The 23,561-nt window shown below is 60.7% G+C and carries 27 protein-coding genes and 1 tRNA gene; 16 read left to right on the top strand and 12 right to left on the bottom strand.

What is annotated here, in order from left to right; genetic code table 11:
• The first annotated feature begins 146 nt into the window (after positions 1–146).
• Positions 147–932 carry an NAD(P)-dependent oxidoreductase gene (locus tag LDB26_RS03990; RefSeq protein ID WP_062064273.1) on the top strand — a complete coding sequence of 262 codons (786 nt, stop codon included), beginning with the start codon at positions 147–149 and terminating at the stop codon, positions 930–932.
• Between the two features lie 75 nt (positions 933–1,007).
• Positions 1,008–2,081 carry a serine aminopeptidase domain-containing protein gene (locus tag LDB26_RS03985; RefSeq protein WP_257540476.1) on the top strand — a complete coding sequence of 358 codons (1,074 nt, stop codon included), beginning with the start codon at positions 1,008–1,010 and terminating at the stop codon, positions 2,079–2,081.
• Between the two features lie 282 nt (positions 2,082–2,363).
• Here the strand turns inward: LDB26_RS03985 and LDB26_RS03980 are convergent, their stop codons facing one another.
• A complete protein-coding gene (locus LDB26_RS03980; protein ID WP_257540474.1) occupies positions 2,364–2,564 on the bottom strand; it encodes a hypothetical protein in 201 nt (66 codons plus the stop codon).
• A gap of 93 nt (positions 2,565–2,657) precedes the next feature.
• Complete coding sequence (locus LDB26_RS03975) at positions 2,658–4,247, bottom strand: NAD(P)/FAD-dependent oxidoreductase (RefSeq protein ID WP_062064268.1); 1,590 nt, start codon at positions 4,245–4,247, stop codon at positions 2,658–2,660.
• A 123-nt stretch (positions 4,248–4,370) separates the two neighbouring features.
• On the opposite strand from LDB26_RS03975, the gene LDB26_RS03970 reads away from it, so the two are divergent.
• On the top strand, positions 4,371–5,048 hold the full coding sequence (locus LDB26_RS03970) for a TetR/AcrR family transcriptional regulator (protein WP_082635157.1): 678 nt from the start codon (positions 4,371–4,373) through the stop codon (positions 5,046–5,048).
• Between the two features lie 64 nt (positions 5,049–5,112).
• Complete coding sequence (locus LDB26_RS03965) at positions 5,113–6,360, top strand: FAD-dependent oxidoreductase (RefSeq protein WP_257540472.1); 1,248 nt, start codon at positions 5,113–5,115, stop codon at positions 6,358–6,360.
• Between the two features lie 44 nt (positions 6,361–6,404).
• Here LDB26_RS03965 and egtD read toward each other — a convergent pair whose 3' ends face one another.
• The 6 genes from egtD to LDB26_RS03935 all read right to left on the bottom strand — a co-directional run bounded on the left by egtD (position 6,405) and on the right by LDB26_RS03935 (position 10,857).
• Positions 6,405–7,391 carry an L-histidine N(alpha)-methyltransferase gene (gene egtD / locus LDB26_RS03960; protein WP_257540470.1) on the bottom strand — a complete coding sequence of 329 codons (987 nt, stop codon included), beginning with the start codon at positions 7,389–7,391 and terminating at the stop codon, positions 6,405–6,407.
• Positions 7,388–8,671: an ergothioneine biosynthesis protein EgtB gene (egtB, locus tag LDB26_RS03955; protein WP_373886188.1), complete on the bottom strand. Its 1,284-nt coding sequence runs from the start codon at positions 8,669–8,671 to the stop codon at positions 7,388–7,390. Before egtB ends, egtD begins: the two co-directional genes overlap by 4 nt.
• Positions 8,672–9,012: 341 nt before the next feature.
• A complete protein-coding gene (locus LDB26_RS21510; protein ID WP_306812049.1) occupies positions 9,013–9,345 on the bottom strand; it encodes a flavodoxin family protein in 333 nt (110 codons plus the stop codon).
• A gap of 80 nt (positions 9,346–9,425) precedes the next feature.
• Positions 9,426–10,379 carry a cation diffusion facilitator family transporter gene (locus LDB26_RS03945; RefSeq protein WP_257540465.1) on the bottom strand — a complete coding sequence of 318 codons (954 nt, stop codon included), beginning with the start codon at positions 10,377–10,379 and terminating at the stop codon, positions 9,426–9,428.
• A 76-nt stretch (positions 10,380–10,455) separates the two neighbouring features.
• Entirely contained in the window at positions 10,456–10,692 is a 237-nt protein-coding gene (locus tag LDB26_RS03940; RefSeq protein WP_257540463.1) for a hypothetical protein, read from the bottom strand.
• 21 nt (positions 10,693–10,713) lie between these two features.
• The gene (locus LDB26_RS03935; RefSeq protein ID WP_257540461.1) at positions 10,714–10,857 is read right to left on the bottom strand and encodes a hypothetical protein; all 144 of its coding nucleotides are present in this window, start codon (positions 10,855–10,857) and stop codon (positions 10,714–10,716) included.
• Between the two features lie 196 nt (positions 10,858–11,053).
• On the opposite strand from LDB26_RS03935, the gene LDB26_RS03930 reads away from it, so the two are divergent.
• The 9 genes from LDB26_RS03930 (at position 11,054) to LDB26_RS03890 (ending at position 18,839) form a co-directional block, all read left to right on the top strand.
• On the top strand, positions 11,054–12,049 hold the full coding sequence (locus tag LDB26_RS03930) for an aspartate carbamoyltransferase catalytic subunit (protein WP_257540459.1): 996 nt from the start codon (positions 11,054–11,056) through the stop codon (positions 12,047–12,049).
• 32 nt (positions 12,050–12,081) lie between these two features.
• Entirely contained in the window at positions 12,082–13,305 is a 1,224-nt protein-coding gene (locus LDB26_RS03925) for a dihydroorotase family protein (RefSeq protein ID WP_257541966.1), read from the top strand.
• 222 nt (positions 13,306–13,527) lie between these two features.
• On the top strand, positions 13,528–14,445 hold the full coding sequence (locus tag LDB26_RS03920) for a YihY/virulence factor BrkB family protein (RefSeq protein WP_062064254.1): 918 nt from the start codon (positions 13,528–13,530) through the stop codon (positions 14,443–14,445).
• Between the two features lie 53 nt (positions 14,446–14,498).
• Positions 14,499–14,574: transfer RNA gene (locus LDB26_RS03915), tRNA-Trp, on the top strand.
• Positions 14,575–14,743: 169 nt separating this feature from the next.
• Complete coding sequence (gene secE, locus LDB26_RS03910; RefSeq protein ID WP_062064252.1) at positions 14,744–14,950, top strand: preprotein translocase subunit SecE; 207 nt, start codon at positions 14,744–14,746, stop codon at positions 14,948–14,950.
• A 34-nt stretch (positions 14,951–14,984) separates the two neighbouring features.
• Complete coding sequence (nusG, locus tag LDB26_RS03905; RefSeq protein ID WP_062064250.1) at positions 14,985–15,521, top strand: transcription termination/antitermination protein NusG; 537 nt, start codon at positions 14,985–14,987, stop codon at positions 15,519–15,521.
• A 120-nt stretch (positions 15,522–15,641) separates the two neighbouring features.
• Positions 15,642–16,073, top strand: coding sequence for a 50S ribosomal protein L11 (rplK, locus tag LDB26_RS03900; protein ID WP_257540457.1), 432 nt, complete (start codon positions 15,642–15,644; stop codon positions 16,071–16,073).
• A gap of 4 nt (positions 16,074–16,077) precedes the next feature.
• Positions 16,078–16,776 carry a 50S ribosomal protein L1 gene (gene rplA / locus LDB26_RS03895; protein WP_257540455.1) on the top strand — a complete coding sequence of 233 codons (699 nt, stop codon included), beginning with the start codon at positions 16,078–16,080 and terminating at the stop codon, positions 16,774–16,776.
• Between the two features lie 326 nt (positions 16,777–17,102).
• Entirely contained in the window at positions 17,103–18,839 is a 1,737-nt protein-coding gene (locus LDB26_RS03890) for a DEAD/DEAH box helicase (protein WP_257540453.1), read from the top strand.
• Positions 18,840–19,022: 183 nt separating this feature from the next.
• On the opposite strand, the gene ybaL is transcribed toward LDB26_RS03890, so the two are convergent.
• The 3 genes from ybaL to LDB26_RS03875 all read right to left on the bottom strand — a co-directional run bounded on the left by ybaL (position 19,023) and on the right by LDB26_RS03875 (position 21,394).
• Positions 19,023–20,657: a YbaL family putative K(+) efflux transporter gene (ybaL, locus tag LDB26_RS03885; RefSeq protein ID WP_257540451.1), complete on the bottom strand. Its 1,635-nt coding sequence runs from the start codon at positions 20,655–20,657 to the stop codon at positions 19,023–19,025.
• Positions 20,658–20,717: 60 nt separating this feature from the next.
• On the bottom strand, positions 20,718–20,855 hold the full coding sequence (locus LDB26_RS03880; protein WP_197413711.1) for a hypothetical protein: 138 nt from the start codon (positions 20,853–20,855) through the stop codon (positions 20,718–20,720).
• Positions 20,856–20,926: 71 nt separating this feature from the next.
• Complete coding sequence (locus LDB26_RS03875; protein WP_257540449.1) at positions 20,927–21,394, bottom strand: hypothetical protein; 468 nt, start codon at positions 21,392–21,394, stop codon at positions 20,927–20,929.
• Between the two features lie 120 nt (positions 21,395–21,514).
• Between LDB26_RS03875 and rplU the strand changes: the two genes are divergently transcribed.
• From rplU to LDB26_RS03860, 3 genes are all read left to right on the top strand, one after another.
• The gene (gene rplU / locus LDB26_RS03870; RefSeq protein ID WP_062064242.1) at positions 21,515–21,814 is read left to right on the top strand and encodes a 50S ribosomal protein L21; all 300 of its coding nucleotides are present in this window, start codon (positions 21,515–21,517) and stop codon (positions 21,812–21,814) included.
• Between the two features lie 31 nt (positions 21,815–21,845).
• Positions 21,846–22,115, top strand: a complete 270-nt coding sequence (gene rpmA, locus LDB26_RS03865; protein ID WP_007683600.1) for a 50S ribosomal protein L27 — start codon at positions 21,846–21,848, stop codon at positions 22,113–22,115.
• A 275-nt stretch (positions 22,116–22,390) separates the two neighbouring features.
• Positions 22,391–22,966, top strand: coding sequence for a GNAT family N-acetyltransferase (locus tag LDB26_RS03860; protein ID WP_062064240.1), 576 nt, complete (start codon positions 22,391–22,393; stop codon positions 22,964–22,966).
• Between the two features lie 35 nt (positions 22,967–23,001).
• Here the strand turns inward: LDB26_RS03860 and LDB26_RS03855 are convergent, their stop codons facing one another.
• Positions 23,002–23,535: a GNAT family N-acetyltransferase gene (locus LDB26_RS03855; RefSeq protein WP_257540447.1), complete on the bottom strand. Its 534-nt coding sequence runs from the start codon at positions 23,533–23,535 to the stop codon at positions 23,002–23,004.
• Positions 23,536–23,561: the final 26 nt, after the last annotated feature.

Raw genomic sequence — 23,561 nt, 5'->3', positions numbered from 1 at the left:
CATTGATGCTGCCAAAGACTATCGCAATTGGGCCTCAGGGGCCCACGCGACGCCTCACGGGTTTTCGTTGAGCCCAGATCGTTGCAAGGGTCGGCGCTTCACGACTCCTGATCATGGAGTGAGTAATCATTGTACGAGGAGAGAACATGAAAGTCGCATGGATCGGCCTTGGCCAGATGGGCCTGCCAACAGCAAAGACCGTTGCCGCCGCCGGCCATACCGTCCGAGCGTTCGACGTGAATGCTCCTGCAGCGGACGATGCTGGCGACCTCATCCTCTGCGCCTCTCCGCGTGAGGCCGCAATCGATTGCGACCTGCTGTGCATCGCCGTCTTTTCCGACGATCAGGTCGAGGATGTGCTGAACGGCCCAGAAGGCGTGATGGGCGACCTGAAGCCGGGTACCATCGTCGCTGTATTCACGACCGGCAGCATCGAATCGATCCAGCGTATCGCCGCCGCAGCGCCGGCTGGTATTTCGATACTGGACACTTGCTTCAGCCGGATGCAGTCGGAACTGGCATCGGGCAAACTCACTCTTCTCGTGGGCGGCGACGCAGACGCGATCCAGCGGGGACGGCCTGCTTTCGATTCCTTTGCGCGCGCGATCTTCCACGTCGGCGCTAGCGGCGCCGGCCGGGCGATCAAGCTCGTCAACAATATTCTGTTCGCGGGACATCTGCAATTGGCGGCGGATGCGATCAAGCTGGCTGGCGCGCTGGGGCTGGAGCGGGAATCGACCGCGGCGGCACTCGTCCAGTGCAGCGGCGCCAGCGATGTCATGGCACATTTCATTCATGCCGATCCGCAGGGCATGCTTGATACGTCGCATCGTTACATGGTGAAGGATGTGAATGCCGCGCTTGCTGCCGGCGACAAGGCCGGGATCGAGCTGAAAGCACTTGCCGCATCAACCGCCGCCTATCAAAAGTAATGATAACCAACGGGCGGCGGTGACCTAGACAGGTCGGAAAATCGCCGACGATCAGCAGGTTGAAGGAGGGGTGATATGGGCACGCCAATCGAACTGACCATCGATGTGACGGAGGCAGCGGGGCTAGGCATGCCGGCGCATGTCGCGGTCAGCGTCTTCCTTCCCGATGCCGATGGCCTCGCGCAACCACCCGTTGTCTGTTTCGCCTTTCCAGGCGGCGGCTATAATCGCCGCTATTACAGCTTCGATATGCCCGACGGATCGGGCGGTGGCGAAGCCGGCTATCATAACGCAAGAGGCTGGATCGTCGTCGCCTGCGATCATCTAGGCTTCGGCGATTCCACCATTCCCGACGACGACAAGCTTGACCTCGATATTGTTGCTGCCGCCAATGACGCGACCGTGCGTGCAATCATGGACCGGATCGAGGCGGGTACGCTTGTCGACAACTTCCCGGCCGTCCCGGGTGCAACACGGATAGGTATAGGCCAGTCGATGGGTGGCTGCTTCGCAATTGTGGCGCAAGGCAATCACGAGACTTTCGATGGCATCGCTACGCTGGGCTATAGCGGCATCCATACCATCGTGCCCACGCGCCCTGGCCAGCCTGAGGCGACATGGCCGTGGATTTCGCGGCGCAGCCCGCTCGCCGCGCCAAAGATCTACAATCTCGCCGCACTTGCCGCCTCCAAGGGACCACAGCTAGGCGATGCCGAGGCGCTTAAGGAAGCTGCGCGCAAAGGCGAGCATCCATTCCAATGGTCGTTCCACTGGGATGACGAGCCAGCCGACTGGGTGACGCTCGATATGGAGGCTTCTGCCGGGCTGCTCGATACGCTGCCTCCATGGCGTTCGGCGACCACGCCTGCCTGCGGTGTCTATATGGTCGCTCCCGGCGCGGTGGCGCTCGAAGCAGCGTCGATCCGCGTACCCGTCCTGATTGCGGTTGGTGAACGCGATGTCGTCCCGGATCCATGGGCCGAGCCCAAGGCATTCAAAAGCGCCAGCGATGTCCAACTGTTCGTATGCCCACGGATGGCGCATATGCATAATTTCGCGCATACCCGCACGCTGTTCTGGGAACGCATCCAGAATTGGGGCGACGGCGTGGCGCGGATGCGAAGCCTGACCGCAACCATCGCCGATTAGTCAGTTCCGTCCTATCTGACCTTTTGCTTCCTTGCGTCGCTGATGCGCCCGACCACATATCCAGCACCTTGATAACGTAACCAGACTGACTGGCATCTCCGCAGGCGAATTTGACGGACAATATTGGCACTCGCCCGCCGAACGACGCTCATTCATCGGGTCAAACTTATCCGCCGAACCTGCGTTAAGCTCCACAGGCGCCATATATTGCGCCCTGAAGCGGTGCCACCGGTAGCGCAGGTTCCAGCGACCCCGCTTTTTCTGGCAGCACCGCTGTCGTTTTCAGTCGCTTTTTTTCCGGCTGGCGCGCCAGCCCTTCCACAAAAGACCTGGCATGCGCAGCTTGACGCTGATCGGAAAGAGAGCGAAAGCCTCCCACATATCTTCAGGTTTGATATGGATGACGGCCGCCATCGCGCCCATCATCTTCCCTTTGACGACCAATTTTTCGCCTTCAAGTTCGATCGTCTTGACGTCCATCATCTCGACGCCGTCCTTGCTGTATACCTTCATGCCCTGTTCCTATCACGCCCGGCGCGGCGCCGAACCGACAAATCCCGCGCCGTGCCCGGTGGCTTAGTTCGACGAAACCTTTTCGAAATCCAGTCCCAGATCCTCCATGATGACCTGCACTGCATTGCGACCCGGGCCGCCTGTGACGCCACCGCCCGGATGAGTGGAGCCCGCCGTCATGTAAAGCTTGGGCACGGGCATACGGTACTGGCCCCAGCCCGGCACCGGTCGGTTGCCGCCCAACTGCCAGCTGAAAAAACCGATATGCTGAATATCCCCGTTGACCAGCGACGTATTGTAGCGCGTGATGTCCAGCGGCGTCATGAAATGCGTTGCGATGATATTGTCATCGGTGAGGTTGGTGACCTGTTCGCGCAGATCGTCAATGAAGCCCTGAGCAATCTCCGCGCCAATCTCGTCCCACTTCTCGCGGCCGCCTTCCTTGAGGTCGAGCGGCATGAAGGCATAAATATGGACGGTTCCCTTGCCCTCCGGCACGCGGCTGGGATCGGCCCGGAACTGCTGGACCCAACAAGCGAAATTGCGATCGGGAATGCCATATTGCAGATTCTGGAAACCCCGGCGGAATTCCTCCACATCGGAATGGCAGCGTTCGACCCAGAAATAATCCTCGATCCCATTGCCATATTTGAAATCCAGCGGCTCATTGAGCGACAGATGGACCGTCATCGGTTGAAAGTCGGCATATTTAAGCGTGTCAACGCGGTGCTGGAAACCGGGCGGCAGTTCAAAGCCGGGCACCATATGCGGGAAGATTTGCGCGATATGCAGGCCGGCCACCACTGCTTTGTTCGCCCTGATCGTTTCGCCATTGGTCAGGATCAGGCCCTTCGCCTCGCCGCTTTCGATCAGGATTTCCTTTACTTCGCTGTTGAGCCTGATGACCCCTCCATGAGCAATGAAACAGCGCCCCAGCGCTTCGGCAAGCGCACCTGATCCTCCAATGCAGATGCCGGTGCCGAAACGATACATATAGGGTAGGATCACGTAGAAGCCGAAGCCCGTCCCATTATCAAAGGGATTGAGCATAGCTTCCGACGCATAGCGGGCGAGCGCGATCCTGATCTTTGGATTTTCAATCCATTCACAGATCAAGTCCCAGGCGCTGATCGCCTGCAACCGCATCATCTCCTGCCCCTCAGGCGTTGCATCCATCATCATTGCCTGCATGCCGGGGGATGGCGGCACCGAATACATACCCATCACCAACATATCCATGGTCTGGTCGACCTGGGTACAGAAGCGGCGGAAATTGTCCGCGTCCTTGGGTGAAATCTTCGCCATCGACGCGCAGGTGCGATCGAGATCGCTCCAGAATTCCAGATGTGTGTCATCGTCGAAATACAGGACCGTCATCTTTTCCGGATTGGCATATTCCAACCCGAACTTCGAAATCAGCTCCAATTCATCATTACGGATAAGCGGGTTGCCCATGAGCATCGAGTGCGACACCGAACAGACGTCCTGATGAAAGCCTTTGCCGGTAAAGTCCTCCGTGGTCGCGACACTACCGCCAGCCTTTTCCTTGCGCTCAACAATGCAAACGGACAGACCAGCTTTTGCGAGGTAGCTCCCTGTTATCAATGCGTTGTGGCCAGCGCCGGCAATAACGACATCATAGGACTCAGACATATATTCTACTCCCGACTGGATGGCCGGATGCTAGCGGTGGATTACGCATAAGGGAATAAAAAAGCGACAATATGTCGCGTTTATCGCATTGCAATCTTTTGCCTTGCTGTGACAGGTGAGCCGATGCCCGAAAAATCTTCTTCCAGATCGATTTCAGTTCGCTCAGTCCCCGCAACGACCCGGCGGCGCACAGGACGTCCATCATCGCATGAGGCCAGCGACCTCGATCAAGCCGTGTTGAAGGCGGCGCTAGCGGAATTTCGGGACATGGGCTTCGCCGGAGCTTCGATCGAACGAATTGCCCGCGCGGCGGGACTAACACGCAGCGCGGTCTATCGGCGACATGGGGACAAGCGGCAATTGTTCGACCACGTTCTTCGCCTGCAGATCGCACAACTGGAAGCACAGGCCGACGCTGCCATCCTGCCATCGGACGATCCGCTGGTGGCGCTACGCCGGACAGCCGAAGCCTATTGCCGTTTCGTGACCAGCCCTACCGCGATCGACCTGCAGCGTATCGTGATATGGGGAGCATCCGCCGCCATGCGGAAGGAGATGTCGGCGATCCCGTCTTTGCCGAGTGAACTCGCCGACCAGGTGGATCGGCGCATCGCATCCGCGCAGGCGGCCGGCATGTTGAAACCGGCGCCCATAGACCTGTGGCGCACCGCGCTCTTGCGGCTAGTGACGGAGGGCCCCCGTTGGCAGGCCCTCACCAGTGCGGAACCCTGGACCGAAACGCGGATCAGGGAGGATTTCGACCGGATGTGGGATATCTTCATCGCCATGGCAGGCACTTGAGTGAAACGCAGGTGTAAGCTTCAGGCCATGGACCAGAAAGCAAAGGCGACGTAAGCTTGTTTTCGTGACAAAGGACAGCGCTCTTCCGGTCATAGTCGTTGGCGGCGGCCCAGCGGGGATGATGGCTGGACTGCTGTTTGCGCGGGCAGGTGTTCGCACGTTAGTCCTGGAAAAACACACCGATTTTCTTCGGGACTTCAGGGGCGACACGGTCCATCCCTCGACACTCGACCTCTTTGACGAATTGAACCTCCTCAACATATTGCTCGCTCGCAATCATGATAAGGTGCCGTCCATCGGAGCCGTTATCGCCGGCCGGGCCTACCAGATCGCCGACTTTCGTCGCCTGCCGGGCCGGGCAAAGTTCATCGCAATGATGCCGCAATGGGATTTCCTCGATTTCGTGGCCGAACAAGCGCACACGCTGCCTGCCTTTTCCATGCAGATGGGCGAAGAGGTGACCGGCTTGCTGCACGGGCCGCAACGGATCGAAGGCATACGGCTCGCGAGCGGCGAATCGATCCGGGCATCCCTGGTGATCGCTGCCGACGGGCGGAACTCCGTTCTGCGAGACGCCGCCGAGCTTCCCCGTCGGGACCTAAAGGCGCCCATAGACGTGTTGTGGTTCCGAATACCCAAGGAAAGGACGCCGGATAACCGAACGCAAGGCTATGTCGACCGGGGCGAGATGATCGTCACAATCGACCGAGGCGATTATTTCCGATGCGCGCGCGTGATCGAAAAAGGGTCGGCCGAAGTCGTTCGTGCCGCTGGCATCCCACGCTTTCGAAACGACGTTGCAGCGACCGTCCCAGCACTTGCAGGGTATATCGGGGCGATCGACCAATGGGATGACGTCAAACAACTGACCGTGTCGCTTGATCGCCTGACGCGCTGGCACCGCCCCGGCCTTCTGGCGATAGGCGATGCCGCACATGCCATGTCACCGGTTGGCGGCGTCGGCATCAATCTGGCGATTCAGGATGCGGTAGCTGCCGCCAATATCCTTGCGGGGCCGCTTTCCAAAGGCGCCGATCCCGATCCGCTTCTGCATGAAGTGGAGCGGCGGCGAATGTTCCCGGTGAAGGTGATACAGGCCGTCCAGCGCATCGTGCACCGCAGCGTCATCGGTGCGGCGATGCGTAATCAGGCCCCCCGTGCGCCTGCCATTCTGCGCCTTCTTCAAGCCATTCCGCCATTGCAGGGCCTACCGGCGCGTCTGCTGGGTCTTGGCATCCGCCGTGAACATATCCGGTCGCCTGATGCGACCCAAGGGATGCTCAGCCCGGCCGACAGCCTTCCCAACCATTGAAGCTTGCCTTGGGCACAAAAGCCGACCGTGTCGCGATACTCCCTTTAGGGCGCTGAACGGAACTGCGTTGCTTCAGCGAGAAACAGCAGGAAATCGTCCTGATCGTCCGTCCAGCGAACAAGAGGTGACCAACCGCTCGCGTGCAACAACAAGATGGCCTGCCGGGGGCTATATTTGTGACTGTTTTCGGTATGGATTGTTTCGCCTACACGCATGGAAAAGCTGCGCCCGCAAAGCGAAAAGCGAACATCCTTCACCGCCTCCAGATGCATTTCGATGCGGCTCCACCCTTCATTCCAGCGAGCGACGTGGCGAAACTGGTCTACCGGAATGTCGGCCCCCAGTTCACGGTTGATCCGGTGAAGCAGGTTTAGGTTGAAGGCAGCCGTCACCCCTTCCGCATCATCATAAGCGTCAAGAAGGCGATCCACTTGCTTGATACGGTCGATGCCGATCAGCAACTGGGCGTTTCTCCCCAGCGTATTGCACATCGAACGCAGAAGATCGATGGCGGTGTGGGGCACGAAATTGCCTATGGTCGAACCGGGAAAGAAGCCTAACAGGCTCTCGCCTATCAGGCGCGGGGGTAAATCGACCTTTCGCATGAAGTCGGCCTCCACCGGGATGACCGGCAGGCCCGGAAATTTTTTCGCCAGATCCCGGCTCGACTGCCGCAGAAACTCGCCTGAAATGTCGATGGGGACATAGGCACGGGGGGCGATGGCGCTGAGCAATAGAGGCGTCTTGACCGAACTGCCCGATCCGAATTCCACCACTGTCCGATCGGGGCCTGCCATTTTCGCGATTTCTGGCCCACTGTCCCGCAACAAAGCGGTTTCCGTGCGGGTCGGATAATATTCGGGAAGGCGGGTGATCTCCTCGAAAAGCTGCGATCCGCGCAGATCATAGAACCAGCGCGCGGGTATCGCCTTCTGGGTCTCCGCAAGGCCCGTCACCACATCCTCACGGAAGGCGATATTCACGCCCTCTGCATCGATATCCACAATCCGAAGACCTGCGCCTGCAGTCATGTCAGATCCTTCGCAAGGCGAAGACCCGTGAACTGCCAGCGCTTTTCGGGTTGAAAGAAATTGCGATAGCTCCCGCGCATATGGCCCCGCGGAGTGACGAAGCTCCCGCCCTTCAGCACGAACTGGTTGCTCATGAACTTACCATTATATTCGCCGACGGCGCCCTTTGCCGCGCGAAAGCCGGGATAGGGCCGATAAGGCGATCCCGTCCATTCCCAGACAGAACCGAACATCTCACTGAGTCCTTTCGGGTCTGACGCGGCGCTCGGCCCTGCTTCATATTCGCCATCGAACTGCATGCCGCCATCGGGATCGAGACCTTGGGCAGCATGTTCCCACTCCTGCTCGGTCGGCAGGCGCGCGCTTGACCAGGCCGCAAAGGCATCCGCCTCGAAAAGGCTGATATGAACGACGGGTGCGGCCGAATCGACTGGTTGCCAGCCCGCCAGCGTGAAATGCATCCAATGCCCGTCGTCTTCGCATCGCCAATAAAGCGGACTTTCGATTCCTTCCGCCTTTACCCAGTTCCAGCCTTCGTCCAGCCACAATGCAGGATTGCGGTAACCCCCATCCTCCATGAAGGCGATCCATTCGCCGTTGGTGACGGTTCGCCGGGCCAAGGCATAGGGATTCAGAAAATGCTTATGGCGGGGTTGCTCGCAATCGAAGGCGAAGGCATCGCCATCGGTCCCGACTTCGACGAGTCCGCCGGAAAATTCACGCCATGCTGACCCCGAGTCCGCAACATCCCCGACCATCGGCACGGGAAGCATGGGCCATAACGCAGGGCCCAATGGATTACAGGAAAAGAGGTGCTTGACGTCGGTCAGCAGCAATTCCTGATGCTGCTCCTCATGATGCAAGCCAAGCTCCAGCAATTCACCGCAGCGTTCCGCCAAAAAGGGGATCGCAGTCAACACGGCTTGATCCACATATTCCCGGAACCGCCTGACTTCGCCAAGAGCGGGTCGCGTCAGCAGCCCTCGCTGCGATCGGGCCTGACGCGCGCCCTCCGCTTCATAATAGCTGTTGAAAAGAAAGGGCCATCTCTCATTGAACAGCCGATAACCTTCCAGATGGTCGCGTAAAATGAAGGTCTCGAAAAACCATGTCGTGTGCGCCAGATGCCATTTGGCGGGGGAGGCATCTACCAGGGATTGCGCGCTGGCATCTGCATCGGAAAGCGGGGCGACAAGATCGAGCGTGCGTTCGCGAACCGTCTGGAAACGCTCAGCCAGATCCTGTTCGGGCAACGATGCGGGACGAAGAGTGGAACTTATGTTCAAGGCGGCTAGCTCCTCCTTTCCAGCTTCGATAGCTATGAGTGAGGAGGCCAATCCCCTCGACCCGATCAATACGCGCGAGCGGGCAAAAAGGTCGCACGAAAAGGGAAAATTCGATCCTCGCTTCCCACAGGGGGCGACTAGCCCGGGTAGGGCTGCGACTTCAGCGATGCGGCAAGGGGCGCCGCATTGGACGCCACCATCTTCGCCGTCTTTTCGACCATTTGGGCTACCTTCCGAAGATCCTTGAAATCGGTCGATCCCATGGCTTCACCAACCCAATAGCAGGCCGCAACCGACGGAATAGTCCAGCCGACATCGTTGAAAGCCTGGAAAATCTAGGCCGAACAGAAGTGAGCGCCATATTCATTGCCAACGACCGCCGCCACGGCGACCTTGCCATAACTAGGCATCCGCCCTTGTTCATCGGTTTCCGAAAAGAAGGCATCCATACGCTCAAGCACCCGCTTGCCCACGCTGTCGACCTGCCCCATCCAGATCGGGCTACCGAATAGCAATATATCATGGTCGAGGATTTTCGATCGCAAGGCGGGCCAGGCATCTCCATCGCCTTCATCGGATGTGACGCCCGCTTTTATGTCGAGGGTAGCGACCCGGACGGCCTGGCTGACCTCAACCTGCCGATCTGCGAATGCCTTCCAGAACGGCAATCATGGCATCTGTGTTCCGACTGAAAAATCAATGGTCGGGATTAGGGTCTTGAGACCGAATGGCACATTTCATCACCCGATCACGTCGGGCGCGACTGGACGACTGCGTTTTCGCGCTTTTCGGGCCGGATGTAGATGGAGGTGAGTTCGGGAACGGCCTGCTTCATTGCGCTTTCCATTTCCTCGATAAGGCTTTCCGCCTGCCCCATGGGCAAGTCGTCGGCAAAGTCTGCGCTGATCGCTACGAAAACGGCATCGGGCGCGGTATGGATGGTGCGGATATGATTGACTGCCGTGATTTCCGGCCGCCCATCAAGCAGTCGCCAAACAGTCCTGATAAGAGTGCCATCGGCGCTTTCGCCGATCAGCAAGCCTTTAGCTTCGCGTGCCAGCAATATGGCTACGCCCCCCAGAACGAGGCCGATAGCGATCGAAGCGATCCCGTCCAAACGCGGATTGCCATAATGATGACTCGCCCAAACTCCAATTGCCGCGAACAGCAGACCGACCAATGCGGCGCTATCCTCAAACAGAACGATAAAGCCTGCCGGATCTTTGGATCGCCTGATCGATTGCCACCAACTGCTCGACCCGCGCTTGCGGCCGAACTCTCGAACGGCGATCGTCCAGGATGTTCCTTCAAGTAGAAAGGCAACCGCAAGAACGGCATAGTTCATATAGGGATCTCGGAGCGGCTCGGGCTTTCCGACATGCACCCAGCCTTCATAGACGGACACCCCCGCGCCGATGGCAAATATCAGGATCGCCACCACAAACGCCCAGAAATATAATTCCCTGCCATAGCCAAAAGGATGTATCGTATCGGATGGCTTTTTAGCTTTGGCCTGACCATAGAGCAACAGCACCTGATTGCCGCTGTCGACCAGCGAATGCACACCCTCCGTCAGCATCGAAGATGAACCAGTGAAGGCCGACGCCACGAATTTCGCGACCGCAATTCCGATATTGGCGAGCAACGCGCCGTAGAGAACGATATTCTCTCGGAAATGACTGACGCGCTCAGCTTTTGCCATGTAGTTCAGCCGATATGGAGGGTGGATTTGAGCAGGCCGGGTGTGGCGGCACGCGCCCATCCTTCCGACATCCGCGTCAACTCCCCGCCTGCGTATTTACAGGCGGGGCCAGCGGGTTCGGATCTTTATCCTTTCCCTTCTCAATCCGCCTGGCCGCCTCGTCATGATCATTGTCTGTATCTTCTCCGGGCGAGCCCTGCTCCGGCGGAGGCACATCATCACGACTTGCCGCAGGATTGCGGGCAGATTTGTCGCCTTGTTCCTTCTGCATATCAATCTCCTTGGTAAACCGGACGATGAACGCGACGATCAACTCGCGTCGCTCGCAACGGGTTTAGCTGCCATTTGCCTCTGCGACGTTCGCCATGTGGGAATTGTCCGCCCCTGTCTGTGCGGTGTTGAAAAATCCCGTAGCCAGCAGGATGGCAAAAAGGATCACAACCAGACCCAGGCTGATGCTCAAAACATAGCGGGTCACATGAGTGGAAGCCCCGCCACGCGCCTCCACCCGCGAAACATGGGTAACGACATCGCCATCTTACTCTTCCTTATACATCGAAATTTCCTTTCACAGAGGACAACAACGCGCGGGCATGCCGGTTCCGGTAGGGCAGGACGGGTAGAATTTTGGATCGGCTTGCCCTCCCTTGCGCCCTCGCTTAAAGGATCGGTTCATGCCCGAAATCACCATTCCATCCGCAACGCTCGAGCTGACAGGCCGGGCGTTGTTTCCGCATAGGCACCTGCTGTCGATTGCCGATCTCAAACCGTGGGAAATCCGGTTCTTGCTGGACGAGGCGGAGCAATGGGCGAAGGCCAATCGCGGCAATGCACGCAAGCATGATGACCGGCTTGCGGGGATGACGCAGATCAACGCCTTCTTCGAAAATTCGACCCGCACGCTGCTGTCCTTCGAGATCGCGGGCAAACGGCTGGGCGCGGACGTCGTCAACATGCACGCGGGCCAGTCCAGCGTAAAGAAGGGCGAAACGCTGATTGACACGGCCATGACGTTGAACGCCATGGCCGCAGACGTGATCGTCATCCGTCATGCGAGTTCAGGAGCGGTTGCGCTGATCGCGGACAAGGTGGACTGCGCGGTGCTGAATGCGGGCGACGGATGGCATCAGCATCCGACGCAGGCACTACTCGACGCGCTGACCATCCGCCGGCGCAAAGGCGGTTTCGAAGGGCTGATCGTGGCGATCTGCGGCGATATATTGCACAGCCGGGTGGCGCGATCGAACATGCTCAGCCTTGCCGCGCTGGGCGCACAAGTGCGGGCGGTGGCGCCGCCAACGCTGATGCCGCCGGAGGTCGAGATGCTGGGCGCGACGCCCTACACCCGCATGGATGAAGGGCTGGACGGCGTGGACGTGGTGATGATGTTACGCCTTCAGAACGAGCGGATGGACGGAGCCTTCATCCCCTCCCCGCGCGAATATCATATGCTCTACGGACTGACGCCGGAGCGGCTGGCGATAGCGAAAGCCGATGCGCTGGTGATGCATCCGGGACCGATGAACCGGGGCGTCGAGATTTCAAGCAGTGTAGCGGACGATCCTGAGCGATCCGCGATCACCGAGCAGGTGGAAATGGGCGTGGCGGTACGCATGGCATGCCTTGACGTGCTGACCCGCGGCGCGCGGGGCGTGGAGGGTTGGTCTTGAACATCCCGGCCGACAACAAGGACTTGATGGGCATGAGCAAGCTCGCCATCATCAACGGGAAACTGGCCGATCCGGCGGGCGACAGGCTGACCGAGGGCTCGATCCTGATCGAGGGCGACCGGATCGTCGCGGCGGGCGACGTCACACTGCCGCAAGATGCGGAGAGGATCGATGCTAAGGGATTGGTGGTCGCGCCGGGACTGGTGGATCTTGGGGTGTTCGCCACGGACAAGCCCGCCTTTCATTTCGGAGGAATTACGCGGGCGGCGTTAATGCCGGATCAATCCTCACCTCTGGACGACGTGGGACTCATCCAGCAAGCGACGCGAGCCGGGAAGCCCGATTTCTGGGTGCATCCCATTGCGGCGGCGACGCGGGGCCTGAAAGGCATGGAACTGGCCGAGATCGGCATGATGCAGGCCGCCGGCGCGAAAGCCGTGGGCACAGGACGCCAGTGGATCGCGGATTCCGGCGTAATGCTGCGGGTGCTGTCCTATGCTTCGGGGCTGGGGCTGACAGTCATTACACACCCCGAAGATAGCGGCTTGACGGGCAGAGCGGTGGCGACCAGCGGCGAGACGGCGACGCGTCTGGGATTGCCGCACGCGCCTGCCTGCGCCGAAGCGATGGCCATCGCGCGCGACCTCATGCTGGCGCGGGAAACGGGCGCGGCGGTGCATTTCCGGCTGGTAACGACGAAGGCCGGCTTCGATCTGATCCGCGGGGCGAAGGCAGAGGGACTGAAAGTTACATGTGGCATCAGCCCGGCCTATCTGTTCCTGAATGATCAGGCCGTGACGGATTTCCGCACCTTCGCGCGCCTGTCTCCTCCACTTAGGTCGGAGGATGATCGCAAGGCCGCGCTGGAGGCGATGCGCGACGGGTCTGTGGACGTCATCACCTCCGGCCATGATCCGCGCGGACCGGAAGACAAGCGGCTGCCCTTCGTCGATGCGTCGCCCGGCATGGCGGGGGCGGAAACGCTGCTGGCGCTATCACTCAATCTGGTGCGGGAAGGGCTGGTGTCGATCAATCGGCTCATGATGCTTCTAAGCGCCAATCCTGCGAAGATATTGGGCGTGAATGCGGGAGGATTCGGCACTGGGAGCGCGGCTGATCTGATCTTCGTCGATCCTGATGCGCCGTGGATCATCGATTCGGCAAAGATGGCGGCGCAGGCGGGCAATACGCCCTTCGACCGCGTCCCGGTGCAAGGACGCGTACGGCAGATCATGAAGGGCGGAGTTTTCCTTTAGGGATTATGCGACCTGCAACTCTGCTGTCTTGCAAGGATTGCTCCTGCCAAGGGTGGACATTCTCCATCGTCATGCTGAACCTGTTTCAGCGCCCATCAAGGCCACGCTATCGGCTTCCCCATAGCTTGCGACTCTGGAGAGGAGACGCAACCGCCATGGGAAGGGAACTCCCCGCTCCCTTGCGCGCTTGCTTATGGGAGATGCCGTAACAAGGGGGAGCCGATGAGAGAGATGATCGCGCAGCAGGTCCATGTCGATGCCCCATGGAAGATTCCACCGCGGGCATGGTGGGAAATTTTGAAACGGGTCTACGCCGCCATTTCCGGGAATCATCTGACGCTGCTGGCCGCCGGAGTGGCCTATTATGCCTTCCTCAGCCTCGCGCCGCTGTTGGCGGCTGTCGTCATGACCTATGGCCTGTTCGGCGACCCGCAACTGGTGAGCCGCCATATGCAAGCGATCATCACCGTGGTTCCCGCCGACGCCGCATCGCTCATCAACGACCAGCTGCTGGGGGTGGTGACGACCGCGAAAGGCGTGGCGGGCGTGGGATTGGCGGTCGCGCTGGCGCTGGCGGTCTATGGCGCGACGCGGGCGGCTTCGGCGGTGATGGAGGCGCTCAATGTGGTCTATGGGGAAAAGGAAGGGCGCGGCCTGTTCGCATTTTACCGGGTGTCGATGGGGATCACCTTTTCCGCCGTGCTGATCGTGGTCGCTGGCGTGTTCACCGCGACGGTCATCGGCCTGCTCCAAAAGCTGCTTACGGGATGGGGGCCAGGCGTGTTGTTCGCGATCAAGGCGACAACATGGCTGAGCGCAGGCCTGCTCGCGAGCGCAATTTTCGGCCTTATCTACCGCTTCGGCCCGAACCGGCGACGAGCACAGTGGCAATGGCTTACCGTGGGGTCGGTGGCCGCGACGCTGTGCTGGCTGGGCGCGACGCTGGCGGTGTCACTCTACGTCTCTCATTTTGGCAATTACAACGAAACATATGGATCGTTGGGCGCGGTGGTGGTGCTACAACTCTGGCTGTTCGTCTCCGCCTTCGTCGTGCTGCTGGGCGCGCAGATCAATGCGGAGGCCGAGCGACAGACCAGTGCCGATACGTCCGTTGCAGACGCTGTGCCAATGGCGGCATAATCCTGCTTGCTCTGCCCGCCTGCCCACGCTAAAGCGCCCTCCTTCGCCAGTACAGGAGTGTAGCTCAGCTGGTAGAGCGTCGGTCTCCAAAACCGAATGCCGGGGGTTCGAGTCCCTCCACTCCTGCCACGCGAACCGCCGCTTTCTCTTGTTTTCATAGGGATTTGCGGATAGGAGCGCGGGCGAAGAATTGGGTCGCGGAGCGGCGGCCGCACCCCGGGACGCCGACATGGCGGGGTCCGGAGGGCGGACTGTTGCTTCGCGAATTGGTGTTGTTACGAAGGTTTTGAGGCAGGCGATGGCGAAGGTTTCTCCGGGCGAATTCGTCAATCAGGTGAAGACTGAGGCGTCGAAGATCGTGTGGCCAACGGGCCGCGAAACGGTGATGACGGCGGTGATGGTGGTCATTATGACGACGCTGCTGGGCCTCTTCTTCTTCGGCATCGACACCTTCTTCGGCGCGATCGTCCAGTGGTTGCTGGGCTTTGCGTCGGGTCGGGGCTGATATTTCGGCTTTTTTGGGAGTTTGAGACGGTAACATGGCGCGCTGGTACATCATCCACGCCTATTCGGGCTTCGAGAACAAGGTGAAGGAATCGATCCTCTCCGAAGCCGAGCGCATGGGCCTCTCTCAACTGGTCGAGCAGGTCGAGGTGCCGACCGAGACGATCACCGAGGTGAAGCGCGGCAAGAAGGTGCAGGTCGAACGCAAGTTCATGCCTGGCTATGTCCTCGCCAAGCTCGCCATGAACGACGACATCTACCACCTGGTCCGCAATACGCCCAAGGTGACGGGCTTCCTGGGATCGAGCGGCAAGCCGCAGGCGATCAGCGAATCGGAAGCCGCCCGCTATTTCGGCGCGCAGCAGGAAGCTGCCGCTGCGCCCAAGCATCAGGTCAGCGTCGATTACGAGATCGGCGACAGCGTCAAGGTGCTGGACGGTCCCTTCGCAAGCTTCAACGGCACAGTCGAAGAACTGGATTTCGAAAAGAACCGGGTCAAGGTGTCGGTGTCGATCTTCGGCCGCGCCACGCCGGTCGAACTGGATTTCGAACAGGTCGAACTGTCGAAATAAGGATTTTCGGGCTTCTGGCCCGGAAGTGCCGCGGGAGGATCGCTTCGGTGATCCGTCAACACCGCTAAACTTGAACCGGAAGGCCGGATTTTCGTCCTTCCAGCAATAGAGTGAGTGAAAATGGCCAAGAAGATTACGGGCTATATCAAGCTCCAGGTGCCCGCTGGAGCCGCCAACCCCTCGCCGCCGATCGGCCCTGCTTTGGGTCAGCGCGGCGTGAACATCATGGAATTCTGCAAGGCGTTCAACGCCCAGACGGAAAAGGTGGAAAAGGGCACGCCGCTGCCGACCATCATCACTGTCTATGCAGACCGCAGCTTTTCGTTCACCACGAAGCAGCCGCCAGCCACCTACCTCATCAAGAAGGCCGTGAACCTCAAGTCCGGTTCGAAGGAACCCGGCAAGGTCGTCGCCGGAAAAATCAAGCGTTCGCAGCTCACCGAAATCGCGCAGGCCAAGATGGCCGACCTCAACGCGAACGACATCGACGCGGCGACGAAGATCATCGAAGGCTCCGCCCGCGCGATGGGCCTCGAAGTGGTGGAGGGCTGAGATCATGGCAAAGCTGACGAAGAAGGCGAAGGTCCTGGCCGCTGCCGTGGACAAGGAAAAGCTGCACAACGTTGACGAAGCGCTGGGCCTCATCAAGACCCACGCGACCGCCAAGTTCGACGAAAGCGTCGAAATCGCGATCAACCTGGGCGTCGATCCGCGTCACGCCGACCAGATGGTCCGCGGCGTCGTCACTCTGCCCGCAGGCACCGGCAAGACCGTACGCGTGGCCGTGTTCGCCCGTGGCGACAAGGCTGAAGCCGCGACTGCTGCCGGTGCCGACGTGGTGGGCGCCGAAGACCTGCTAGACAGCATCCAGGCTGGCAATATCGACTTCCAGCGCGTGATCGCCACTCCCGACATGATGGGTCTGGTCGGTCGTCTGGGTAAGGTTCTTGGCCCCAAGGGCCTGATGCCAAACCCCAAGCTGGGCACCGTGACGCCGAACGTCGCCGAAGCCGTGAAAGCCGCCAAGGGTGGCCAGATCGAATTCCGCGTCGAAAAGGCGGGCATCATTCACGCCGGTCTGGGCAAGGCCAGCTTCAGCCAGGACGATCTTCGCAAGAATTTCGACGCTTTCGTCGATGCGATCGTCAAAGCTAAGCCTGCTGGCGCCAAGGGCAAATATGTCCGCAAGATCGCCCTGTCGTCTTCGATGGGTCCGGGCGTGAAGGTCGATGTGACGGAAGTCGCCGCGGCCTGATTGGACGTTTACAAGCTACAGGGGAGCCTCCTTCCTCCGCGTGAGGAAGGAGGCTTTCTTCTTTTTCGGGACGCCCTCTGCTAAGGACGTTCCGACTTCGCCTTCCTTCGGGAAAGCGCCAGGATTGCCTCGCCGAAACTGAGCGGGGCCAGAGGTCGTTCCACCTTCTGCAACTTCAAAAGAAAGAGCGGAGCCTCCAGAGGTTCAGCCCGAACGGATGAGGGGGGATGGGATGTTACCCGGATGGGACGCTGGGAACCTGGCCCGGCACAGATCAAGATACCGTCGGCAGAGGCGGGTCGCTTATTCCGACGGACAAACAGAACATGACTTTTGAACATCTCCCTCCCCTGCTCGCCGACGCGCTCGGCAAGAAAGGCTATGAAAACCTGACTCCGGTACAGGCTCAGGTGACGCAGGCCGAAGCGGAAGGCCGCGACCTGGTGGTTTCCGCGCAGACCGGATCGGGCAAGACCGTGGCCTTCGGCCTTGCCATGGCGGGGGAATTGCTGGACGAGGCGGGGAAGCTGCCTGTTCCGGGCAGACCGCTGGGACTGGTGATCGCACCGACGCGCGAACTGGCGCTGCAGGTGAGCCGGGAACTGGAGTGGCTCTACGGCGCAGCGCGGGCGCGGATCGCGACCTGTGTGGGCGGCATGGACGCTTCCAAGGAGCGGCGAGCGCTGTCCCATGGCGCACATATCGTCGTGGGCACGCCAGGGCGTCTGCGTGACCATCTGGAACGCGGGGCGCTGGACTTGTCAGCTCTGGGGACAGCCGTGCTCGATGAAGCGGACGAGATGCTCGACATGGGATTCCGCGAGGATCTGGAAGAGATACTGGACGCGACGCCGGAAGGTCGGCGGACGCTGCTGTTCTCCGCCACGATGCCCAAGCCCATCGTAGCGTTGGCCCGGCGTTATCAGAAGGATGCGCTACGCATCTCCACCGTCAGCGATGAGCGCGGCCATGGCGACATCAGCTATCAGGCGCTGACGGTCGCACCCGCCGATATTGAGAATGCAGTGGTCAACCTGCTGCGCTTTCACGAGGCGGAGACGGCGATCCTCTTTTGCGCGACGCGGGACAATGTACGGCATCTGCATGCGAGTTTGACGGAGCGGGGCTTTGCCACCGTGGCCCTGTCGGGGGAGCATAGCCAGAATGAACGCAATCATGCATTGCAGGCGCTACGTGACAAGCGAGCGCGGGTGTGTGTGGCGACCGACGTGGCGGCGCGTGGCATCGATCTGCCGAACCTCTCCCTCGTCGTCCATGTCGAGCTGCCGCGCGATGCGGAAACGATGCAGCACCGTTCGGGCCGCACCGGGCGCGCGGGGAAGAAGGGAACGGCGGTGCTGATCGTGCCCTATCCGCGCCGCCGCCGGGTTGAATCCATGCTGCGGGGCGCAAAGATCCCCGTCGAGTGGGGCACACCGCCCAGCCGCGAGGCCATTCAGGAACAGGATAATGCGCGGCTGCGCGCTGCCCTGATGGAAAGGGCCGAACTGGACGAGGCTGACTGGGCGCTGGGCGCGGAACTGCTTGAGGAAAAGAGCGCGAAGGAAATCGCGGCCATGTTGGTGCGTAGCGCCCGCGCCGCCCTGCCCCAGCCGGAGGAACTGCTCGACGCCAGCGAAGCGCCGCCTCGGCGCGATGGGCCGCGTCCCGGTTTCGAGGATACGGTCTGGTTCCGCATGGACATCGGACGACGGCAGAATGCCGACCCCCGCTGGATATTGCCGTTGGTCTGTCGCCGTGGCCATGTCAGCCGTGGCGAGATCGGCGCGATCCGCATCGCCGCCAACGAGACGTTGTTCGAAATTCCCTCTGCCATCGCATCGCGCTTCATGGCGGCGGTAAAACGGACGGGGCAGGCGAATGACGAGGGCGCGGAAGTCGCAATCGAGCAAATTGAAGGCACGCCGCGCGAGCAAGCCCGCGAACATCGCAAAGGCGGCCCGCGGCCAGGCAATGGCGATCGCCCTCGGGGCGGGGCACCACACAGCCCGCGGCCGTTCAAGGGACCAAAGCGCGGCGGCCCGCGCAAACCGCGCGGGTAATTCACCCTTTCGCCATCATGGTCACTTCCGGCGCGGACTCCGCCCGGAACCAAGAAGCAGTTATCGGCGTCCGCGATTTTTCGCTGGACGCCGATGACATCTGCCGGGTCGCCGCGCAGGATGCGGCAGGCGCCCAATTAAGCCATATCGACCGCCCTTGGCATAGCGTCAGCCTGAAGAGCTTCAGCCAGCCCCGCAAAGAGCCAGCATGCGCGATGCAAGTTCCCGTTCGCCCATGACGATGTGGGGCACGCCCAACCCTTCCAGATGCGCGACCTCCGCATCGCTATGGGCGCGGGCAATGACCTGCAGATCGGGGTTGAGGTGGCGCGCATGTTCGTGGATCGCGCCGCCTTCGAAGCCTTCGGGCACGGCGATGAGCAAGCGGCGCGCTTCCGTTATGCCTGCCGCCTTCAGGTGCCGGTCCTCCAGCGCGCTGCCGCGCACTACGGATAGGCCCGCCTCCTCGGCCTCCCCCGCCCGGTCAGCATCACCTTCCATCACGACGAAATGGACGTTGCGTTCGGCGAGGCGCGACGCGATCAGTTTTCCCACGCGCCCATAGCCCACCAGAATGACATGGCCCATGCGGGGCGTTTCTGGTGTCGGCTCCTCATTTTCTTCCCTTTCCTCCTCCTTGCGATCGCGCACGACCAGGGAAAAGATTATCGGGTTGAGCAGGATCGACACGATCGCGCCGGCCAGTATCAAATCGCGCCCCTCGGCCGGGAGCACGCCCAGACCAGTGCCCAGCGATGCAAGAATAAAAGAAAATTCGCCAATCTGCGCGAGGCTCGCCGAAATGGTGAGCGCCGTGTCCGTAGGATGACCGAAGGCGCGCACGATAGCGAAAGCGGCGATTGTTTTGCCGATGATAATGATCGCGACGGTCGCAAGCAACAGCAGCGGCTGCTGCACCAAAACGGCAGGATTGAACAGCATTCCCACTGACACGAAGAACAGCACCGCAAAGGCATCGCGCAACGGCAGTGTTTCCTCCGTCGCCCGGCGGCTGAGCGGCGTTTCGCCCAGGATCATGCCCGCGAAGAAAGCGCCCAACGCGAAAGACACGTCAAAGGCGACCGCCGCACCGAAGGCCACGCCCAACGCGATGGCGAGCACAGCGAGACGGAACAACTCACGAGAACCAGTATGAACAACCCAATGTAGCGCCCATGGGATGACACGGCGCCCAACTATCAACATCAGCGCGACGAAGCCTGCTACCTTGAGCAGGGTTCCGAACAGCGGAACGAGCAACGCTTCCATGCCTCCGCCCGTTTCCGCACTATTCATCACTCCCGCGAGCGCCGGAAGCAACACGAGGGCCAGCACCATGACCAGATCCTCGACGATCAGCCAGCCCACTGCTATCCGCCCGCGCTGCGTTTCGACGAGGTCAGCGCCTTGCAACGCACGAAGCAGGACGACCGTGCTGGCGACGGAAAGCGCAAGACCGAAAACAAGGCCACCCATAATAGACCAGCCCTGTGACCAGGCGAGCGCCATACCGAGCAACGTGGCGACCGCGATTTGCCCGATGGCGCCCGGCACGGCGATCTTCCGCACGGACAACAGGTCGCGCAGAGAAAAGTGGAGGCCCACGCCAAACATCAGCAGGATGACGCCTATTTCCGCCAGCTCATTGGCAAGGCTGGCGTTCGCGACGAAGCCGGGCGTGAACGGACCCACCATGATGCCGGCGAGCAAATAGCCGACCAGCGGCGAAAGTTTCAGACGATGGGCGATAGCGCCCAGAATGAACGCAACGACAAGACCTGCAACGATAGTGCCGATCAGCGGCGTGTGATGGGGCATAGAAATCCTTTGTTTCTGTCCACCGGCGGATGGCTCAGCCATCCGCCGGCACTATATCCTTCATTCCATGGCGGTCAGCAAGGCGGCAGACATAAGAGCCGCAGCCGCGCCAAGACCGGACATGACCGCTGGCATGAACCACCAGGGTGGGCGACGGCGGGAACGACTGCCCCCGCGCCGCACTCTCTTGCGGGACATCAGCGCACTCCTTCTTCAAGAAAGGACGAGCCGGGCCGCATGGGAGATGCAGGCCGGCAACGGCTGTCTTTTCAGGAGAGCGGCGGCGCGCGCGCCGGAGGACGATGACCGATAGCGGTGGAAGCGAGAATCTTCGCAAAATGAAGGGCAAGTGCGTTTGGCGTATGCAAAACACAGAGGGAAATCGCGAACCCGCAAAGGATTGGTAGAACTGAAAGCGGGACGGCATAAGGCAGGGACTTAAGCCCCTCGCCATCCGGTCGGATCACCCTGTTCACCTGCGGCCCGGCAGGCGATCGGGCTTTCAGCACCACGGCGGTCGTCGCGGGATTGAAGGCGGACCCCATGAGCTTGCTTGATGGAGGACCAAGCGGCGCCAGCGCGCAAAGCAGAGCTACGCAGATTGCCATCCACAACGTCGCGAGAAAGAGCGGGCAGCCCTTTCCTGCGTCGTCCCTGCGGCGTGGTAGCAACATGCGGTTCCCTTTCTTTCGGTAGAAATAGGGAATGAAAACGCTGAAAACCAGTGCCAATGCCACCCCATATCGGTTGACATAGGCGAGTCATTACCTTACCGGGCCACATTCCCGCGCGGGTCGGCAGGACTTTCGTCCTCAATGATCTGCGTAAAGCAGATTTGAACAAGAAGAGACAGAGCCATGTTCGCAGTCGTGCGCACAGGCGGCAAGCAATATCGCGTCGCCGCCGGAGACAAGATCGTCGTCGAAAAGCTGGCCGGTGAGGCTGGCGACAAGGTAACCCTGGACGATGTCCTGTTCGCCGGTGAAGGCGGCAAGGCGCAAGACGCCAACAAGCTGACCGTCGCCGCCGAAATCATCGCGCAGGCGAAAGGCGAGAAGGTCATCGTCTTCAAGAAGCGCCGTCGTCACAATTACCGCCGCAAGAACGGCCACCGCCAGAATCACACGATCCTGAAGATCGTGTCGATCGGCGCCTGAGCCGCAGCTAGAGATTTAAGGAGTTTAGGTCATGGCACATAAGAAAGCTGGCGGTTCGTCGCGTAACGGTCGCGATTCGGAATCCAAGCGCCTTGGCGTCAAGAAGTTCGGCGGTCAGGAAGTGATCGGCGGCAACATCATCATTCGCCAGCGCGGCACCCGCGTCTATCCCGGCCGTAACGTCGGCATGGGCAAGGACCACACGCTGTTCGCGCTCGGGGAAGGCCGCGTGGTATTCCACACCGGTAAGCTCGGCCGCAAATATGTATCGGTCGACGCGATGGCCGAAGCCGCAGAATAACGGACGATCGATGACGGATCGTCCTTCGCAAGGGCGATCCTCCCGGTAGAAAGCCATTTGGCGAACTGCCGGTGTTCGAGGGAAACAAGGGGCGCCCCATCCCAGGGAGCGCCCCTTTTTCTATTCGTCCGGCTCTTCCTTCATTTTCCCTCAAACCGCTGGAACCCAAGCCTTTTTCGCACGTCTATCGCGCAGCCAAGGCAGCCAGTCGAGAGCGTCGCCAAGCCGTAACTTTTGTGGGCCATGGGCGCTGCAGAAAAGAGGAGAGATCTATCATGTTCGCCCGTACCCCCCGCCTGCTGCTTCGGCCCGGCTGGAAGGAGGATGCAAATGCCCTGGCCCAGGCAATCGACGATACTGCAATCCTGCGGAACCTGACCCGCGTGCCCAGCCCTTATCGGCCGCAGGACGCCGAAGCCTTTCTGTCGATGCCGCAGGACTCGCTTCAGCCGCGCCTGCTGATCTTTGCGCGCACGCAGGGAGCGCCGCGTCTCGTCGGCGGATGCGGAATCGAACGATGCGCCGACGGCACGCCGGAACTGGGTTATTGGATCGCGCGCGCCTATTGGGGCCTTGGTTTTGCCACCGAAGCCACTCGCGCCCTGCTCAGCATGACTCGCGCCAGCGGTCTGCGGGGCGTGCGCGCGGCCCACTTCGCGGACAATCCCGCTTCGGGTCATGTGCTGCGGAAGATGGGCTTCCACTTCACCGGCCGTGTCGAAAAACGGCGCAGCCATGGTCGTGAAAACGCCGCCGACTGCCTGATTTTCGAAGAAGGTGAAAGCGCGCTCATGCCGGTGGACCCGGCACTCGACATCTATGGCGACGCCCTGCCCGCCCTGGCGGCATAAGGGCGCAATTCGGGCCGGGAGCCAAACTCCCGGTCCTATCCGGCTGAGGCGCGGGAACGGTCCAGGATTTCGACGGGGGTTCCGTCGATCAGGGCTTTTCCTATACTGGAGAAGCCCTGTTTCCCGGCCACCCGGAACGACGCGACATTGTCGCCTTCGATAATACAGCGAATCGCGGGAGCGTCGATATGGGCGTCGGCCCAGCGCAGCACCGCCCCGACCGCTTCAGAGGCGATTCCCCTACCCCAGGCGGACGGTAAAAAGACCCAGCCGATTTCCGGCACACCCTCCAGCTCCGCAATGCCGCGACAGGCGCTTAGCAGGCCAGCTTCACCCAGAAAGGCGCCTGTCGCGCAGTCCTCCACCACCCACATGCCATAGCCAAGGAGTTGCCACATGCCCGCATAGCGTAGCATGCGGAACCAGACCGCCTGCGTATCCTGCGTCGCGCCGCCGATATGGCGAACCACCTCGGCATCACTCCAGAGCATGCGGCAGGCAAGAAAATCCTCCTGCCGGTGGGGACGCAGGACCAGTCTTTCGCTATGCAGCGTGGGCGCATGGGTCATGATCCCGCCATGATGACGCCCCCTCT

The organism is Sphingobium sp. CFD-1, assembly GCF_024611115.1.
Classification (GTDB): Bacteria; Pseudomonadota; Alphaproteobacteria; order Sphingomonadales; family Sphingomonadaceae; genus Sphingobium; species Sphingobium baderi_A.
The sequence above is the reverse complement of the archived record's forward strand: the minus strand, read 5'-3'. Positions and strand labels throughout refer to the sequence as shown.